General features: G+C 42.0%; 12 protein-coding genes and 1 tRNA gene. 3 read left to right on the forward strand and 10 right to left on the reverse strand.

Going from position 1 to position 19,014, the window contains the following annotated elements; all coding sequences use genetic code 11:
• Positions 1–27: 27 nt before the first annotated feature.
• Both B4A24_RS05135 and B4A24_RS05140 read right to left on the reverse strand, forming a co-directional pair.
• Complete coding sequence (locus B4A24_RS05135) at positions 28–1,188, reverse strand: dipeptidase (RefSeq protein WP_293943270.1); 1,161 nt, start codon at positions 1,186–1,188, stop codon at positions 28–30.
• Positions 1,185–2,909 (reverse strand): serine hydrolase domain-containing protein, encoded by a 1,725-nt coding sequence (locus B4A24_RS05140; RefSeq protein ID WP_293943272.1) that lies wholly within the window; start codon positions 2,907–2,909, stop codon positions 1,185–1,187. The genes B4A24_RS05135 and B4A24_RS05140 overlap by 4 nt, the downstream gene beginning before the upstream one ends.
• A gap of 172 nt (positions 2,910–3,081) precedes the next feature.
• Here B4A24_RS05140 and xseA point away from each other — a divergent pair, with 172 nt between their 5' ends.
• Both xseA and xseB read left to right on the forward strand, forming a co-directional pair.
• Positions 3,082–4,365 (forward strand): exodeoxyribonuclease VII large subunit, encoded by a 1,284-nt coding sequence (xseA, locus tag B4A24_RS05145; protein ID WP_293943274.1) that lies wholly within the window; start codon positions 3,082–3,084, stop codon positions 4,363–4,365.
• Positions 4,366–4,407: 42 nt separating this feature from the next.
• Positions 4,408–4,629 (forward strand): exodeoxyribonuclease VII small subunit, encoded by a 222-nt coding sequence (xseB, locus tag B4A24_RS05150; RefSeq protein ID WP_293943276.1) that lies wholly within the window; start codon positions 4,408–4,410, stop codon positions 4,627–4,629.
• Positions 4,630–4,660: 31 nt separating this feature from the next.
• Here xseB and B4A24_RS05155 read toward each other — a convergent pair whose 3' ends face one another.
• From B4A24_RS05155 to purD, 8 genes are all read right to left on the reverse strand, one after another.
• Positions 4,661–5,374, reverse strand: coding sequence for a pirin family protein (locus B4A24_RS05155; protein ID WP_293943278.1), 714 nt, complete (start codon positions 5,372–5,374; stop codon positions 4,661–4,663).
• Between the two features lie 99 nt (positions 5,375–5,473).
• On the reverse strand, positions 5,474–6,220 hold the full coding sequence (locus tag B4A24_RS05160) for an aspartate/glutamate racemase family protein (protein ID WP_293943280.1): 747 nt from the start codon (positions 6,218–6,220) through the stop codon (positions 5,474–5,476).
• Between the two features lie 57 nt (positions 6,221–6,277).
• Complete coding sequence (locus B4A24_RS05165) at positions 6,278–7,261, reverse strand: DUF4973 domain-containing protein (protein ID WP_293943282.1); 984 nt, start codon at positions 7,259–7,261, stop codon at positions 6,278–6,280.
• Positions 7,262–7,276: 15 nt separating this feature from the next.
• Entirely contained in the window at positions 7,277–9,334 is a 2,058-nt protein-coding gene (locus B4A24_RS05170) for a RagB/SusD family nutrient uptake outer membrane protein (RefSeq protein WP_293943284.1), read from the reverse strand.
• Between the two features lie 12 nt (positions 9,335–9,346).
• Positions 9,347–12,478 (reverse strand): SusC/RagA family TonB-linked outer membrane protein, encoded by a 3,132-nt coding sequence (locus B4A24_RS05175; protein WP_293943286.1) that lies wholly within the window; start codon positions 12,476–12,478, stop codon positions 9,347–9,349.
• 38 nt (positions 12,479–12,516) lie between these two features.
• Positions 12,517–13,974: an IPT/TIG domain-containing protein gene (locus B4A24_RS05180; RefSeq protein WP_293943288.1), complete on the reverse strand. Its 1,458-nt coding sequence runs from the start codon at positions 13,972–13,974 to the stop codon at positions 12,517–12,519.
• A 707-nt stretch (positions 13,975–14,681) separates the two neighbouring features.
• A tRNA-Glu gene (locus B4A24_RS05185) sits at positions 14,682–14,753 on the reverse strand.
• Between the two features lie 90 nt (positions 14,754–14,843).
• The gene (purD, locus tag B4A24_RS05190) at positions 14,844–16,118 is read right to left on the reverse strand and encodes a phosphoribosylamine--glycine ligase (RefSeq protein ID WP_293943290.1); all 1,275 of its coding nucleotides are present in this window, start codon (positions 16,116–16,118) and stop codon (positions 14,844–14,846) included.
• Positions 16,119–16,313: 195 nt separating this feature from the next.
• On the opposite strand from purD, the gene B4A24_RS05195 reads away from it, so the two are divergent.
• Positions 16,314–18,998 carry a TonB-dependent receptor gene (locus B4A24_RS05195; RefSeq protein WP_293943292.1) on the forward strand — a complete coding sequence of 895 codons (2,685 nt, stop codon included), beginning with the start codon at positions 16,314–16,316 and terminating at the stop codon, positions 18,996–18,998.
• The last annotated feature ends 16 nt before the right edge of the window (positions 18,999–19,014 follow it).

Genomic DNA, 19,014 nt, shown 5'->3' on the forward strand with positions numbered 1-19,014 from the left:
CGAAATTACAAATTTCTATCCTTTACCTTACCCTTCATTTTCTTTTAAAATCCGCAGAAAATTCTGCCCCATGATTTTAGCGATAGCTGCTTTGTTGTAGCCTCTTTCCAAAAGCCCCTTTGTCAATAAAGGAAATTTAGAAACATCTTCTAAGCCCTGAGGTGACGATTCGATGCCGTCAAAATCTGACCCAACTGCAACATGATCAATACCTACTTTCCTGACCAGATAATCAATATGATCCAATAATTTGGATAATGGTGCGTCGGCTTCGCGCTTGGCCTCCTTTGACAACTGATCATACATGCTCCAGGTACTCTGCGTTGTATCCGCATTCTTCCCAACCTGTTTTTTGTAGATCTTCTTTAACCTTGTTTCATAGGTCGGGTCTAAAAAACCAGAGTAAAAGTTCACACCGATCACGCCGCCGTTTTTCCTCAACGCTTCCAATTGTTCATCTTTCAGGTTTCGGAAATGTGGACATAAACGATAGGAATTACTGTGCGACACCAATATTGGCTTACTGGAAACCGCAAGGACATCATAAAAAGTCTGCTCACCACCATGGGAAAGATCGACCAGCATACCAAGTTCATTCATTTTTTTAATGATTGCTTTCCCATGATCAGTTAATCCTTTTGCCTTCGAATCCATCTTTTTGGACTCCATTGCAGCGCAGCTTGCCCACAGTAGATTATAGTTCCAGGTCAAGGTCAAATATTTCGCGCCACGTTCATGGAGCCTAACCAGATTGTCAATACTCTCCTCGATCATATTACCACCCTCCACACCGATAACAGCAGCAATTTTTCCGGTTTTTAGAATTGCGTCAATGTCCTTTGTGGATTTCGCTAAGGCGATATCTTCCGCATTAGTCGCAATCATTTTTTCCAGCGCATCTATCTGGGCATTGGCATGTTCAAATGCTCCGGTCTTCCATTTTGCATCATCCGACCAGACAGCAAATACCTGCACATCTACTCCACCTTCCTTTAACCTTGGTAAATCCGTGGCACCGGAATTCAGACGCTGGCCGATATCTTTTCCCTGAAAAATAGACTCATAGATCACATCATTATGCCCATCAACAACAATCATGTCTGCATGAATTTGCTTATATTCCTGACTATAGGTCGGGCGGGTCAAGGATAGCATGCACAGTACCATGAGCAATGGATTTTTTATCATTTTTTCATTTCATTAATTGTTTCGTAAATGGCATCCTGAATCCGGCTGCGGATATTGAGATCCAACAATTTGGTACTGACCTGCGGGTGTACCCGATTGGATAGAAAGATATAGACCAGCTGGTTTTGCGGATCTATCCAGATACAGGTACCTGTGTACCCCGTATGTCCGAAGACAGCGCTATTGGCCAATTTAGATGGATATTCATTTTTCGGATTTGGATCCCAGCGATCAAACCCGAGTCCTCTTCGGCTTGAAGTGGACTGTTTACTGGTAAACTGATCTATCGTTTCCGTCTTAAAATAGCGCTCTCCGCCATATTCACCCCGATTCAACAACAGCTGTCCATATATTGCCAGATCATTGGCCGTAGCAAACAGTCCCGCATGTCCGGCAATACCTCCAGCCATCGCTGCTCCCTGATCATGCACATATCCTTCCAACAAGGTTTTACGGAAAGAGGTATCCTGCTCCGTCGGTACAATCTGCTCTTTTGCGAATCGTTCCCTTGGAAGATATCCGGCATGTGTCATCCCTAATGGTCGATAGAAATTTTCCTGAACATAATCTTGCAACGGTACAGCCGTCTGATGTTCGGCAACTTCCTTCATCACATACATGCTTATGTCGCTATACACATAGTTTCCTGTTGGCTTAACTGGGGACTTTAACATTTCGGGCCACATCACATCCCGATAGTAATGATTGAGAATATAACTATTGTCGGCCATCTTAACCTGATGCTGTTGATCTGGGCTGGCAACAACATCTCCGGCTTTCAAATATTTATAAAATGGGATAAATGGTGTAAAACCAGCTTCATGTAGCATTACGGATCGCAATTTGATATCTTTTTTATTCGTATACTTCGCTTGCCACAGATAGTGCCCCATGGTACTGTCCAGATTAATGATATTACGTTCGGTCAGACGCATAATAACAGGAGTAGTACCCGCGATTTTACTGACTGAAGCCAGATCAAAAATATCACTCGTTTTTGTCGGAATTGCCTTCGTGTAGGTATGATAACCGTAAGATTTTTCCAATAACACCTGTCCGTCTTTGATAACCATCACGACCGCGCCGGGTGTTGCCTGCTTCTCAATTGCTTCTTGTGCAATGGCATCAATTTTTTTTGTCAATTTACCCAAGTTCAGACTTGCGTTTTCACCAAAACTGTATTGAAGTCGCGTTTGAGCCGTCTTGGCGTTTCCTTCAGTAATAGCTGCCCCGCCAAAAATTGACATCGCGGCATTGCGTTGACCGACAGCAGTAAAAGGTGCCAGTAGTTCAATCAAATCGGATTGTGGATGTTCGGACAGGACTTTTTTGCTGCGTTCATGCTCAAAAAAATGACAGAGCACAACCTTTTTATTGTTCAGGACTGCCTGCTTGAGCTGCGCCAAACAATCTGCATCCAAATCATCTTCCTTGCCCGCTACAATAACGGTATTATAATATTTGATATCTTCATTAAATTTACTAAAATCAAAAAGCGCTGTAGTTGCATAACGCGCCAGCTGGCTTGTAAACGCGGCATATTTTTCGGCGTTTGGTACAATAACCGCAATGCGCCGTTGATCCAGGCCAGTGAGTGGCAATAGCTGATCTATATTGTTGTAGAGTACGGTTTCATTCTTTATGGTCGACTTATATTGAGCGAACAGGGGGCCAATACAGAATAAACCTGCAAATAATACCCCGAAAATTCCTTTTTTCATTCTGTTTTTATCGTTTTTTAGGTTCTATCAAATAAAAATACGAATAAAATAAACAAGCCAAGTCCATTCCAGTAAAAAAATCAATTTTGTTACGCTTGTTTTTTTAAGGCCCCCGGTTAGGGATTTTCGGGATGAGCAAGCATAAATCTTTTTTTTTCTGTAAGTTTGATTAATGCCGGAATTGATTCAAGATAAAACAATATTTTCCCTGTTAGAGGTGAGCAAAAGTATCCAAAAAACGCTTACTGAGCGTTACAAGAGCTTATATTGGATCAAGGCGGAGATGAATAAGCTTAACCACTATACGCATTCGGGGCATTGTTACCCCGAGCTCGTTGAAAAACAAGATGGTAAAATTGTAGCTGAGATCAGATCAACTTTGTGGAAGGCAGACTTCACCCGAATCAACAACAATTTTCTGAAAATTGCGCAAGAACCCCTTCGGGAGGGCATTACGATGTTATTTCAGGCGGGTATTTCCTATGATCCAATGTATGGTTTGAGCTTAAGAATTGTTGATATTGATCCAACTTTTACATTGGGGGAGCTCGAGAAAGAGAAGCTGGATAGCATTCGAAAGCTCAAAGAAGAAGGCATTTACGAGGCTAATAAATCTGTCCCGTTCCCCATGCTTCCAAAAAGGCTAGCAATTATTTCGGTAGAGACGAGCAAAGGTCTTTCTGATTTTTACAAGATTATCAATCAAAATCCATGGGGCTACCGGTTGGAATGCACGTTATTTCCCGCGCTCTTACAGGGTGATAAATCCATTCCCTCAATTATCAATCAACTCGCGGTCATTGCGGATAAAATAGCTGAATTTGACGTGGTTGCCATTATTCGTGGCGGCGGCGGTGAGGTTGGCCTATCCAGCTACAATAATTATTTGCTGGCAAAGGCAATAGCGATTTTCCCTATTCCTGTATTGACCGGAATTGGCCATTCTACCAACTATACTGTGAGTGAGATGGTGGCCTACAAAAATGCAATCACACCAAGTGAGCTCGCTGATTTTCTCATTCAAAAATTCCACAATTTTTCTGTTCCAATCGAAAAGGCTGCGGAAGGGATCCAACAGCTGATCTTTACACGGTTTAAGGAGGAGAGAAACTTCTTGTCTCAAATGGCAACGCATATCCAATGGGTCGGAAAAAGAGAACTTCAGACTGCGCGCGCCAATATTCAGCATATGCAGCACGAACTGGGTGCCTTGATCAAACTACGCTTTTACGAACATAAAACGGCTTTGGCACACAACGAACGGATTATCCAGCTTTCTGATCCGCGGCGACTGCTCAAACAAGGATTTTCTATAACAAAAGTCAATGGCAAGTTGCTTCAATCTCTTGATCAGATATCTCCGGGAGACCTGATCCAAACGATTGTGGAAGATGGCGAAATTATAAGTACTGTAACGGATAAGAAAACGCTTAGCGACAGTTCCGAAAATAGCTAACCGGAACTATATTAAACTGAAAAATTTTAAGAAGAAAATAAAATGGAGCAAAAATATACTTACACTGACGCCTTCAACGAACTACAAACAATTGTGAAAGAAATTGAAAACGGCACAACAAATATTGATGAGCTTGCTGAGAAAATCAAACGCGCATCCGAGCTTATTGAAGTATGCCGGGCAAAATTGACCGCAACCGAAGACGAAGTAAATCAGTTACTGCAAAAAATCTCGCCCATAAAGGAGCCTGACTCCGGAGAATAGGGTAATAGAATGTAAGGAGAGGTTAGCTATATTAGAACATAGGAACTTCAATTAGCAACAATTTTGCATTGTAGTCAGCTTCGATCTCAATTTTAGCCAAATCGTAGATACCAATAGCGTCTCTTCGTGATAATGTTTCGCCTTCCACTTGCACTTTTCCTTCGAGCACAAAAAGATAAATACCATTTCTTTTTGAATGTATAGTATAGGAGATTGTATTCCCCTCATCCAGATCTGCAAGATTGAAATATGCATCTTGATGAATATGCACAGTATCCTGATCCAAAACATCAGGAGATACAATGGTTGCAAACTTATTATGCCGATCCAAATGCAGATAGGATTTTTGATCGTAACCCGGTGTGAGGTTCATTTCATGCGGCATTATCCAGATTTGCAGAAACCTTACAGGCGCCTTTTGATCTCCATTAAACTCCGAATGCTTCATTCCTGTTCCAGCAGACATAATCTGCACTTCCCCGGTTTCAATATTACGCACATTGCCCATGCTATCCTGGTGAGCAAGTATCCCTTCCAAAGGTATGCTCACAATCTCCATATTGTCATGTCCGTGGCGACCAAAACCCTGACCGCCCTCCACCTGATCATCGTTTAATACACGTAAGGCTCCAAAGTTTACTTTTTCAGGATCAAAATATTGCCCAAAGCTAAATGAGTGGGCACTTTTCAACCAACCAAAGTCAACATGGCCCCGATCATTTTCCCGGTGTATGATCTTTTGCATCCGTTCCTCCTATTAAGATAAATAACTATTAATCAGCGGACAAAACTCATACCAATGAAACTTTCAACGAAAAACCTGCCAATTTGGCAAGGAAAATAACTAGAGTTCCTTTAATTTATCTGGAGCGACCGCCTGTATCAGTGCGCGGGCGAGGATCCGGTTGGGATCGACCACAATCATTCCATTATGGTCTCTCTCGGGAATGGCCAATGGCAATTCGGCACATCCCAAAATAATGATATGGGCACCTTGTTTTTTCAGATCATCCATCGCCATTAACAAATCCTCCCTCGCTTTATTGGCAATCGGCGCAGGCTGCGCCTTAATGCCATAATCTTTATCGTAAATAGCATTGTTTACCTTTTCTTTTTGTGCACCTTCCGGCTCTACGATAGGAAATCCCTTTTTCATAAAAGCTTCCCGATATTGGCTATAAGCCTGCTCACCTGCTGTCGATAGAACACCAACTGTGCTTTCGGGATAATTTTCACGAACAAAACGTACCGTCTCATGAACAATATGAAGCAACTTCAGTTCACTTCCCAAACGGGCCATTTCATCCTGAATAACTGAAAAAATCGGTTCTGCATGCGCTGTATTGGACGGAATTGCCGCAATAGTTGCCCCCGCTTGTTCCAGTTGTTTTAGAATCACCGCTATTGCCTTTCCCGGATTCTCCTTCGATTTATCCAATAAATATGCGGTACGATCCGGGATCAAATTAGGGCAGGAAAACAACAACAGTGGCAAGTGCTCCTGATCGGAGCTTGCCACTGTCTCATCTATAATTTTCTTGGCTATATCTAAGCCTGCATAAGGACCAAGTCCTCCTACTATACCAATCATAACACTATTTTTTATACCTTAGATATAACCAATAGCTCGCCGAATGGTTTGATAAAGTTACCATTCGATGGACTGATCCTCGTCCGGAATCTGTGTATTGAGCTGACGCTCCAAGATCAACGAGCCAGAAACCTTGAATTTAATCGCCGTAGTAGAAACAAGCGTATAATCTGTAAATTCGTAATCCACATTATTTATCGTGATATAACGATGCAGTAAATAGGGGCGCACGGCATCCATTTGCTCTGTAATGGTATAACTTGCATCTTTTTTCACAGCAAATTTCATATTCGGATTTGTGGCACGAAAAGTTACGCCGCCCTTATCATTGAAAGTTGCAAAAACCTGATAATTTTTTCTGTCTTTACGGTCTTCATCGATATTCCCCGCGTAAAAGAAAATCGTATTTTCGTCAACCACATAACTTCGGATCTGGCTTTTAACAATCGGTGTTTCATTCTCATGACCTTCCATAACAACTTTCAGTGCTGTACCACTATAGGTACCCGAGTAATTATTAAAAGGATTAATCCGTAAAAGTGCTTTTTTGTAATGCTTCCGAGGGTTTGCCTTGTATTGTGTGGCGGGATCATCCAAAATGGTCAACGGAAGGACCCATTTTTCCGTCATATCAATACCTTTTAGCGTAAAATCGATGCCCATTAATCCCGTATTTTCTCCGGACTTAATGTCTACTGTCTGCGGAATAGAAAAATAGTTGGCATCGAGCTGTTTGTAATAAAAATCTGTCCGTGTCTGAAAGCGCTCGTAATTCAATATCCCCAAAGTATCGGTATCTACCGCAACCTTGACCGAAAGATTTTGATCATTCGTGGTCGATCCGCTCACTTCCAACGGTTGCATAAAGGTAGTCTTTTGCTCATCCTTGTACCGAACGTAGATATTAGCTACCCCCTCACTTTCCAAAGGAGCTTTGAAAGAAATGTATTGTTCAAATTGTTCTTCTTTCCACTCATCATTACAAGAACCGCAGACGGCAAGTAAAGTGAGTAGCAATAACTGTATATAAGACTTGTTCATAAAATGCATATTTGATTAATCATTATAAGTCCAACCAGGATTTTGCGTGAGGTTCTTATTGCGTTTCAGTTCGGTATGGCTAATCGGCCAAAACCACATCTTGTCGGCAAAGGTTGTCTTCAACGTCCAGATCGCAACGGGTTGATAAAAAAGGTCACGTTCCTTTTCATTCATCAATACATTACAACCATATACTGGTAATGCCTCTTCCACTGGCGCATCCATCCAACGGCGCAGATCATAGTAGCGCTGCCCTTCACCCATCAATTCTATAAAACGTTCGCGTTTTAATGTTTTGCGCAGTTCATTCTTATTCCCATATACACTAGCCGGATAATCAGGTACACCGCCGCGGATACGAACCGGATGTATACCTTTTTTTATTTCAGCGATATCTCGGCTTATAGTATAGCTTCCTCCACGCCAAGATGGAATCGTATATGAACCACTTAATTCATTTAATGCTTCTGCGTACATAAGCAAAATATCGGCATACCGGATGGCAGGTTCCGCCTTAGGAATAATGCGTGAGCCAACACCTCCTTCGTAGGTATCACTGGGATGAACAAACTTCTTCACCCCAAAGCCTGTGCGCAACCAATACCCATTCGCTGAATTGAAGCCATTTCCTTTCGGATCAGCACTATAATAAAAGATTTGCTTATTGCGGTTTTCTTCTTTCGTTTCATTCAGTAGTGTCCAAAAACTTCCGCTATAAGACACCGAAGCGTAAAATCTTGGTTCTCGGTTTGCATATTGCAAGGATACGCCAGGGCGCAATGGTCTGTATTTTTTATTATCATAATCTTCCTGAGACACGTAACCACCGATCCGGCTGGAACCATTACCGCGACCAATTTCTTTGTCTTTTCCAGGGACATCTGTGCCGTCATTCATATAGTATGCGTCCACCAATTTTTGGGTCAGCCCATGTGTATTCCATCCGGTTGCAGAGCGGGGCAATTGATGGATAACCATCTGGTCAATCCCCTCATTTGACTGGTTGTTTCCCCGTGTAAAAATCAGTTCAGGATTACCGGAAGCTTGCAAAGTTCCATCAAATACTTGTGCGTAAGACTTCGCAGGATCTATATCTGACCAGCCAGCGGGCCAGCTTTTATCCGAAAAATTATGATCTTGGGGTGGCCTGACGGTTGCATCGTCGCCCGTTTCCTGAAAAGGGGCGGTGTAAAGCCGGTATACACCCAATTCGATGACATCTCTGGCTGCCGCGGCCGCTTTCGCCCATTTCTCTTCTTTATAATCAGTAGATAGCAGGCGCTTCATCTGTTTATCTACCAAGCGCGCTGCGTAAGCCGAATTATTTCCGTTGGCCAATGGACTCGCTGCATAGAGCAGTACTTTCGCTCTGGCTGCTAAAGCGGCACCCACGGAAGGGCGCGCAGAGCCGTCTTGGCCTCGCTTCAGCCCTAAGGCCTCCATTTCTCTAGCCGCCTGTAGCAGTTCTGCACTGATATATTCCGCACATTCTTCGTAAGTGTTACGCGGAATAGCCAGCTCTTCATAGCTATCGGTGTAATCCACACCTTCGTCTGGTAATAATGGAATTGGACCGTATTTGCGGAGTAATAGCCAATAGAGATAAGCCCGTGCAAAACGTGCCTGCCCACGATAATCCGTGACTTCAGCCTCAGACATTTCGGTATTCATATAAATATTGTGAATAAAGGTTGACGCATTCCGGATCCCGCGATAGGATTGCGCCCATGTTCCCTGTTTATCAATTTCGGTATATAAGCCCATCTTAAACATATTGTAGGACAGTTCATTTTTCGAGGGATCATAATCCTTATCGCGGTCACCATAATACATATCATCGGCAAAACAGTGCGGGGTAAGACCCTTACTGGCTACATCCGCATTTTCACCCTTAAATTCCTCAAAAACATGGGCCAGCCATTTCTCCGAATACAACTTGCTCTTAAATGTTTTTTCCAAGGTAATCCGATCTTTAAAATATTGGTCGGACTTTAAATAATCCTTTTTGCAGGACGAGATCACATTTGTGCCCAAAACGAGCATCAGTGCAATATATAATGTTTTTCTATGCATCTTCTTCTAATTTTATAGGTTCACATTGATGCCAAATGTAAATGACTTGGGCAGCGGATAATCTTCACCCCTTGGTGTAGCCAGTTCTGGATCCCAAAGCTTGAATTTCGACCAGGTCAATAAATTTGAGCCGACTAGAAATAGGCGAATGCTATTAGCCTTAATCCGATTCGTTAGGTGTTTTGGCAATGTATAACCAATATCCAAGGTTTTCAAACGAAGATATTGACCATTTTTCAACCAAAATGTTGACTCTCTAAAATTGTTAATATTGTCTCCGAAACTTAAGCGCGGATAGGATGCATTCGGATTTTCAGTTGAGGGATCGCCCGATATATCGGCTGAAATCCAACGATTATCACCCATGACACCTTTCATCACCTGACCCCATTCTCCCTCGCGAAACGCTTGTACCGTTTTTCCATAAATCGAAAAAGTGGACTTCCCTGATCCCTGAAAATGAACGCTAAGATCAAATCCCCGCCAGCTCGCTGATGCTCCTATACCGTAAACCAAGTTAGGTCTCCTTGTTGCTCCAATGGCGACTCGGTCACCGTCATTCACGACACCGTCCCCATTGACATCTTTATACTTAATATCTCCGGGCTGATAATTTGGTGGATTATTATCAAACTGTTGTTTCGGGCTATTGCGAATATCATCATAATCTTTAAACAAGCCTAAAGCGATTAATCCTATAGACTGATCTACGCGGTAGCCTTTTTGATTTTGATAACCATATACATTATTTTCTTCATCGATTGCCGTAATCTCGTTCTTACTATAGGTGATATTGCTACGTGCTGTAAGATTTAATTCGCCGATCTTCTGTTTATACTCCAGACGTCCATCGAACCCCCGCGATTTTACCCCACCCACATTAGCTCTTGGAATACTTTCCAGACCAACCATAGCGGGCAAAAATTTTCTTTCCATATAAATTCCGGTACGTTTCTCATCAAAGAAATCGAGGTTGGCGACAATTTTATCTCTAAACAAAGCGATATCGACCCCCAGGTTGTTTTTAGTCGCCATTTCCCAGGTTACATAAGGCGAAGCCACCTGACTGTATCGAATACCGCCATAATATCTATCTAGACCATAGTCTGCCCATTGATATCCGCCGGCAGGAATCTTTTGACCATTTTCCAGGATGAGATTGCCATCACTATCCCTACGCCAAATCTCATCGATCGTATATAAGTATGGAAAGCGTTCGTTATTATCGCCAATTTTAAGCTGATCATTTCCCACTTTACCCCAGGAGTAACGTATCTTAAGCAAATTCAACCAGGGAATATTATTTTTGACAAAAGGTTCCTCGGAGATATTCCATGCGGCTGCTACAGCAGGAAAGAAGCCGTATTGTTGCCCCATAGCAAAGTTTTCTGAACCTGTATATCCAAAATTAAAATCAGCAACGTAACGAGACTTCCAGTTATAGGTTACCCTCCCAGCTAAAGCCTGGTTGCGTTGAGATATACCGTTTTTGATATCATTTCCTAAATTAACTGTTTTGGTAAAAGCATCCCGAGTAAAACGCGCTACTGCACCTACATTATGGTCACCAATTTTGCGATCATAATTTAACATCACATCGTAAAATTCCCGTCTATTTCCCTCGGAATATCCTCCCTGCATCATTTCTTTGGGGTCAGCAATATGGGTGAATATCAGATTTCCATTCTCATCTCGTGCTCGTTCGGCATGCCATAACTCAGGCTGCTTAATCCTTGTGATATTATTGTCATTGTAGGTATCAAAACCCACAATTCCTCTAAGGCGCAAACCTTTGGTAATAAAATCAAAATTCTGTTCAACTGTGACATCGGTCTGCACTTTGTTTTTCCAATTTTCATTGAACCCCGTTTGTGTCGACATCACCCATGGATTGATCTTATTGCCATCCCCTATGGTCGGTACACGGCCATTGGAATACAGCACGGGCGTACTGATCGGAGAATAGCCGTAAAAAGACCCCCAAAGATCCTGGTCACCCAGCCCCGGGCTATTTCTTTTATCTAGGGACCCAGCGACGCCAACTTTCAATATCGTACTCTTGGTCACGTTTATATCTGTATTCAACCGGTAATTCCAGCGTTTATAATTGGCATTTGTATTGTAATCATTGCGCAGCGTTTCGTCCGTTTTATACATACCACCTTCATCCACATAGCTTCCGGATACAAAATAACGGGCGGTAGCTCCTCCTCCGGTCATATTAAGATTTGCGCGATAAGTCATGGCACCATCTTTCAGAAGCAGGTCTTTCCAGTTGACATTGGGGTAAAGATCCGGGTCCAACCCCAAACGCAAGATCTCCAATTCTTCCGGACGATAAATAGGTTCAAAATTTCGCGTAATTCGAGCCTCATTCAGTAGATTAGCGTAAGTGACTCCATCTTCAAATTCAGGTGTAATGGTACGCGTGTTATAAATTGTCTCGTCCTTAAAATTGATATTGATTTTTCCCTCTTTACCGCGTTTAGTTGTAATCAGGATAACTCCGTTTGCTCCTCTGGAACCATAAATTGCTGTCATGGCCGCATCCTTAAGCACCGTAAATGTTTCAATATCTTCGATATTTATATCATTGATATCGCGCTCAACATTATCCACTAGAACTAAAGCAGCACTACCGCCACCGAAGGTAGAAATACCGCGTATCCAAAACTCGGAGATGTTTCTCCCTGGCTGACCAGACTGCATCATCGCCATTACCCCAGGTACATTTCCGGCAAGTGCATTTGTTATGCTTGAAGTCGGATTACCTTTCATGGTCTCCACATCTACAGTACTAGCGGCGCCTGTTAATGTCAACTTCTTTTGCGTTCCCGTACCTGTTACCACAACCTCATCCAATACACTGGTCTCCGATTCTTTCATGCTCACATCAATGATCCGCGAATCTTTCACTAGTACTTCTTGCTTTTGATACCCAACAGAAGAAAATACAAGTGTTTTGTAGCGCTCTACTTTAATCTTATAGTTACCCTTACTATCCGTGGTCGTCCCTAAGCCAGGGGCATCTTTCACAGAGATGCTAACACCGATTAATGGGGTATTTTGGGTATCGACAATGACACCCGTCACATCAACAATTTCTTGTGCGAACACACTCAAGGTGAAACTGAGGAGTAACATACATGTAAGTAATATTTTATTCATCATCTTATCACAGGTTAATCTTGGTCATTTTCATCCATTTCTTCCAGTGCGACCTTGCGAATTCGCCTATTTTCTCGGTCTCCGATATAAAACGCTTGCTCCTTCTCATTATAAGCGATACCTGATGGTCGATCAAAGCGAGCTTCTTGCCGCAGATCGCCGTTGACATAACCGTAAGGATTAGTATTTAGACTTGAACTTCCTCTACCAGCAAAGGTCGTCACCGCCCCTTCCGGCGTAAGCATACGAATGGCATGATTCGCCAGGTCTGTAAAATAAAAATCATAGGCATCGGGTTTGCCTGCTTCCACATAAGCTTGATTTTTGACAAATACTCCTTGATAAGGTTGATTGACCCGTGCTGAAGAGCCTACTCCATCTCGGTATCCTGATTCGCGTACCTTACCACAGACAAGATAGGGCTGATTAAAGCGTTTTTTTTCCCAGTTGTAATCCGCACGCATAATATACCCTTGGTTGATCACCAAGATATAAGCATAGTTACCCGTTGGATGAATCAACGCCCGATACTCCCATTCCGGATCCTGAATCACATATAACTGCTCGGCTTTTACTGTTTTATCCGTGAAATACTGATTTAAATCGAAACGGAAGAACTCTCCCTTTGCATAACTATTAAAATACATTTCGCCATTTATTGGGTGAATGGAGGCCCCATTACATTGTCTGCTTTTGGTCAATACTTCTTTATCGAGAAAGCTTTTTACACGGGAAAACAATAGGGTAGATTCATCGTTCTCTCCACCCCGATCTTGCGCCACAATCATGTATTTCCCATCTATCGAAAAATCTACACTACGGGGACGGTTAAAATCAGAACGTTTTTTTGTAATCGTGCTATCCTCAAAATTAATCAAATAAAGGCCGTTATTTTCATCAAATGTCACCCATAGATGTTTGGGATTCGTGGGATCAAACCTCATAAAAGAGGAAAGCCAAAAACCACTGGCCATTTTGTTTTGATCAGCATCTTTAAACTTGCCGTCTTTCCAAGGCTCGTCACCACGGGCATTCCTGTAACCGGCGAGTGTGGACACCACCAGTTTACGTTTATAGTCAAACTTGGCCTCAGCCCGTCCAATGACAGGCTTCTCAATCCCGCCAACACGCACTTCAATATCCCCTTTAAAGGCCTGTTTAGGAACAAGGCAATACAAGGATTCACTTAAAGCATTAATAACGACTGCTTGTTGTCCACCGATAAGTACGGTAACATTCTTCGGGTCATTCCCAAAATTTTGTCCATAAATAATCAGACGCTGTCCCATACCTCCCGATTTTGGGGTGAAATCTGTCACAACAACTGGTTTGGAAGGGTCAAAAGGCTTGGCTTCGCCAACAATTGCTGGCGTATCATTCTTGCAGCCCCAAAGGCCAAGGGAGAGAATCATAAAGACCCAGAGCCTACCACATAGGTACAAGGCTCTACGCACTACTTGTTTTGTTCTCATAAGTTACTAATTGGTTATAAATTTATTCAAATGCTTTTTCAGTACTCCAATGGTCAGCTTCTGGATATATTATCTTTAGGTTTATCGCATAAAAGGCTTGTTTGGAACTAAATTAATTTTCCTAGCATCAAAAATTTAGGACGAACGAATGGATGCCCGCCCTTTCGAAGGGCAAACTCTTTTTAAAAATCTACACATATTTGATTATTTTAGATTAAAGCTAAATGGTATTAGCTTTTTACAGCTAAAAAAGACTTTATTGCATCAGCTTCAAAGTCCTCCTTGTTTTTTTAAATTACTTTTCTATTATTTCTGGCTTTCGTTTTCAAATCCCAAAACATGGTACAAGCTTGATGTCTTGTTAGAAACTCTCTGGTCGTTGTTAAATGGCTCCCTCGTGCCAAGCTACTGATCATTCCGAATTGTACTTTCTGTTTCGTTCAAAAAAATTATTGGATATTTCTTAAATTTTGGTTTCTAATATTTCTCTAAAATGTTCTGTTTTATAATTGATTACTCAAAAGTAGAAATTGTAATTTTTTTGAGACTATCGAATTATCTCAATATTCTGCGCATTTGTATCAAACAAGATTTCTTCGACACAAAAACCTATAAATTAATTTGTTGAAATTGAAAGGATGGGCAAAATGACTTTTATAAAAAACAAAAAAACCTGCAAATTTAACATCTGCAGGTTTTATCTTTTGTAGCCCGTAGGGGAATCGAACCCCTGTTTCAAGAATGAAAATCTTGCGTCCTAACCCCTAGACGAACGGGCCATTTTTATGCAACTCCAAAAGTTTTGTTGTTTTTGGAGCTGCAAATATAGGCCTTAAAATCATTTATACAAAAATAATTTTAAATATTTTTTAGATGAGGTCAAAACCGATATCACGACGGAAATACTTTCCTTCAAAATAGATCCTTCCGGCATCAGCCGTAGCCTGTTGAAGCGCTTCAAAAAGCGAATCCTGTAATGTGGTTACCGCGATCACACGTCCGCCCGCAGTAACAACCTTGCCGTCCTGTTCCTTCGTTCCTGCCTGGAATACAATCGACTCCTTAACATTCTCTATATTAGCGACCTCCTTTCCAGATTCATACGCTCCGGGATAACCTCCCGCGACTAGCATAACTGTAACTGCGGTCTTTGGAGAAACGGTATAAGAACGTTGATCCAAATTTCCCTGCGCGACGCCTTCCAACAAATCCAACAGATCAGATTCGATCCGAGGCAATACAGATTCTGTTTCCGGATCTCCCATACGCACATTATATTCAATTACATAGGGTTCACCGTCAACATTCATCAAACCGATGAAAATAAAACCTTTGTAGGGAATACCATCTTTCTTTAGCCCTTCAACAGTGGGTTTGATGATACGTTCTTCCACTTTATTCAAAAATGTTTCATCGGCAAAAGGCACCGGAGAAATAGAGCCCATTCCACCTGTATTTAGACCTGTATCACCTTCTCCAATACGTTTGTAATCTTTTGCAGAAGGGAGGACCTTATAAGAGTTTCCATCCGTCAGGACAAATACCGAGAGTTCAATTCCTTTTAAAAATTCCTCCACCACAACTACGCGACTTGCCTCTCCGAATTTGGAATCTGCAATCATTGCTTTCAGTTCGGCTTTCGCATCTTCGAGTGTTTCACAGATCAACACACCTTTTCCGGCGGCTAAACCATCGGCCTTAAGCACAATCGGTAACTTCTGGCTCTCCAGATAAACCAATCCTTCAGCCAGCGAGTCTGCATCAAAAGAACGGGAAGCGGCGGTAGGTACGCCATGGCGATCCATAAACTGTTTCGAAAAATCTTTCGAACCTTCTAATTGTGCACCTTCCTGCTGTGGACCTATAACAGGAATATCTTTTAAATCTGTGCGGTTCAAAAAATAATCATGAATACCTTTTACCAAAGGCTCTTCTGGTCCCACCAACACCATTTGTATCGCATTTTCCAAAACAAAGGATGCGATAGCTTCAAAATCAGTAACTTTAATATTCACATTTTGACCATATACTCCTGTACCAGCGTTTCCTGGCGCAATAAACAATTGATCTAAACGTGGACTTTTCGATAGTTTATAGGCGAAGGCGGATTCACGACCTCCTGAACCGATTATTAGGATATTCATAGCACAAAGATATTTTTTTTATGCTAATTTTCAGCCATAAGATCATTCAAAAACGGATTTTATATTTATTTTCCGGCTCAAAAGCGTTCTCATAGCAGCAATCGTAATCGCTTGACCTCTTTCATGCGATAATATTTTGATTTATAAGTTGATTAAAGGGAAAATATTTTCTAATTTTCAAGAAACATTAGTCATATGTATGCTCGCTTATTGTTGTTAATCAATTACATCCTGCTTCCTTTTCTGGCCTCCGCTCAAATTGATCAGACCATACAGAAATTGGAGACCTATCACGAAAGTCATGTTACGGAGAAAATTTATCTGCATCTGGACAAAAATGACTATTCAGCGGGTGAAAATATCTGGTTTAAACTGTATTGTACGACCGCTCCTTTCAATTACTTAAGCAACATCAGCAAGATCGCCAATATAGAATTAATCTCGCCGACAAATAACATTATCAAAAGCATTAAAATTCCCCTAACATTAGGTCTGGGCATCGGTGATTTTAGTTTATCGGATACAATCATAGAGGGCTCATACCGGATCAGAGCATACACCCGCTGGATGCAAAACGATTCCATCTCCAATTTCTATGAGCGGATTGTACCGATTACCAATGGTCGGGCAGACAATGTCATTACTCAAAGTACTCTCCTTCAAAATGGAACTGAAAATTTCTTCCAGATCAACTTAAAGACAATTCAGGGGGCGCCGCTAATAAACAGCAGCGTGAACTATACCCTCCAACAGGATGGCCTAAAAGAAAAGACCGGGCGCTTAAAATCCAATGAAAATGGAACAATAGCTCTTGAGCTCAAAGATAATTTTAGGGGCGGAACATTATCCCTACAATTTTTATCATCAGATAAAAGACGGGTATTAAAGAATTTTACAATCCCAGATCCAAACCTACGGAACAGTATCCAGGTTTTTCCTGAAAGTGGTGAGCTCGTAAACAATATCCTGAGCAAAACCGGGGTTAAAGTACTTACACCCGTCGGACTGGGCCTGAAGTCCAAAATCAAAATCGGAGAGGAAAACCAGGCTCCCATCATTGAATTTGAGACGAATGACCTCGGCATGGGCAGTATGCCGCTTATTTTAAGCACAGGGAAAAAATATATTGCCACGGCAGTATTCCCAGACGGGAATTCGGTGAGTACCACACTGCCTCCGGTAGCTGCTTCAGGCTATGTACTCACGGTCAACTCAGGTTTAAAAGATAAAATCGCCGCGCAATTATCGGCGACAGATGACCTCGTAACGGGTAAAGAAGTCTACCTCATTGCACAATACAATGGACTTGTTTTACATGCTGTTAAACAAAAGTTAAACGGGCCGGAAATATTATTCAACATTCCCAAACAGGACCTTCCCTCGGGAGTAATCCAATTATCAGTACTGAATGAACACCTGGTTCCGATCATCGAAAGGCTCGTATTTAGTTACAATGCTCCAAAAACAATTTTGCCCATAACCTTACAATTGAACAAGCCAACATTTACAACACGGGATCAGGTAATCGCAAATCTTTCAGTTAAGGAAGGTAGCAGTGATACTTCAAAAATAGCCGCGCTCTCAGCTTCGGTAATCAACCTCAATAAAGCCGATTCTGCTACAGCGCAATATTATTCTTCGATTGTCTCCGAGCTGCTCTTAAAATCCGATCTCAGGGGCTTTATAGAACGTCCAAATTATTACTTTGAAGATCTGAACAATATTAAGTTCAATGAACTTGACAACCTTATGCTGATCCAGGGCTGGCGTAAGCTAGATTGGAAAAATTATCTTAATACGACGAATAATGCGTACCTTCCGGAGAAGGGCCTCGCAGTCTCGGGTACTGTTAAAAAAACCGGAAGAAAGGCACTTGTTCCGAATGCAAAAGTTACTTTAGTCCCCACGAGCAATATGATGCTAAGTATAGATACGCTGACAGATAGTGATGGTAGATTTGCCTTTGATAACCTGTTTTTTGCGGATAGTATCAAGTTTATTGTCACCGGGAATGGTCAAAAAGAGAAGAATAGAGTCGATATACTTGTTGACAATCCCCCCTCTCCCGCTGTCAAGGAAAGTAAAGACAAGCCACTGATGCGGAATGACATCAACACCAAGCTAATCAACCAGCTCAAGGATAATCAGCAATTTCTGGCCGAACTTGAAGCTGCCGGTATTATCCAAAAAAGCATCAAATTGGAAGAAGTTCAGGTCAACAGGGTCAGAGTCAATAAAGCAGATAAAGATTCAAGAAACCTCAATGGCCCCGGCAATGCAGATCAGGTGATTACGGCCGAGGACCTATCTACCTGTGCTACCCTAGAGCAATGCCTTGCGGGGAGACTAGTGGGAGTTATTTTCCAAAACGGAGTTCCTTACAGTACCCGATCGGTGGGATTAAATGGCGGCAGCCCTATGCAGGTGATCTTAGACGGCATGTATATTGAGCCTGACCAGATTAGTATGATCAACGTCCCGGATATCGCGAGTATTGAAGTGCTGAGAAGTGCTGGAAATACCGCTATCTATGGAATGTATGGAGGAAACGGTGTATTGGTTATCACAAGTAAATCTGGCGATGCACTATCGGCTTCCTACACACCCACAGGAATCGTAACTATTTTACCTAAGGGCCTTCATGTGAACCGTAACTTTTTTAAACCACAATACAACAGCACTCAAAAACAGGAGCTCAAGCGTGATCTGAGAACAACAATCGCCTGGGAACCTAATCTGGTAGCAGGGAAAGATGGGAAAGCCAAATTTGATTTCTATACTTCGGATGAACCCGGAACATATAAAATCACGATTGAAGGAATTGACATGGAGGGGAAAATTGCACACCTAGAATATTTAATGGAAGTAAAGCCACAATAGCAAGCCGAACAAACCG

The sequence above is a fragment of the Sphingobacterium sp. UBA7249 genome, from assembly GCF_002472835.1.
Lineage (GTDB): Bacteria > Bacteroidota > Bacteroidia > Sphingobacteriales > Sphingobacteriaceae > Sphingobacterium > Sphingobacterium prati.

Coding starts and splice junctions, on each gene's coding strand:
- B4A24_RS05180 (WP_293943288.1), bottom strand. CDS start 13,974: ATGAGAACAAAACAAGTAGTGCGTAGAGCCTTGTACCTATGTGGTAGG.
- B4A24_RS05165 (WP_293943282.1), bottom strand. CDS start 7,261: ATGAACAAGTCTTATATACAGTTATTGCTACTCACTTTACTTGCCGTC.
- xseA (WP_293943274.1), top strand. CDS start 3,082: ATGCCGGAATTGATTCAAGATAAAACAATATTTTCCCTGTTAGAGGTG.
- B4A24_RS05170 (WP_293943284.1), bottom strand. CDS start 9,334: ATGCATAGAAAAACATTATATATTGCACTGATGCTCGTTTTGGGCACA.
- B4A24_RS05140 (WP_293943272.1), bottom strand. CDS start 2,909: ATGAAAAAAGGAATTTTCGGGGTATTATTTGCAGGTTTATTCTGTATT.
- purD (WP_293943290.1), bottom strand. CDS start 16,118: ATGAATATCCTAATAATCGGTTCAGGAGGTCGTGAATCCGCCTTCGCC.
- B4A24_RS05135 (WP_293943270.1), bottom strand. CDS start 1,188: ATGATAAAAAATCCATTGCTCATGGTACTGTGCATGCTATCCTTGACC.
- xseB (WP_293943276.1), top strand. CDS start 4,408: ATGGAGCAAAAATATACTTACACTGACGCCTTCAACGAACTACAAACA.
- B4A24_RS05160 (WP_293943280.1), bottom strand. CDS start 6,220: ATGATTGGTATAGTAGGAGGACTTGGTCCTTATGCAGGCTTAGATATA.
- B4A24_RS05155 (WP_293943278.1), bottom strand. CDS start 5,374: ATGCAAAAGATCATACACCGGGAAAATGATCGGGGCCATGTTGACTTT.
- B4A24_RS05175 (WP_293943286.1), bottom strand. CDS start 12,478: ATGTTACTCCTCAGTTTCACCTTGAGTGTGTTCGCACAAGAAATTGTT.
- B4A24_RS05195 (WP_293943292.1), top strand. CDS start 16,314: ATGTATGCTCGCTTATTGTTGTTAATCAATTACATCCTGCTTCCTTTT.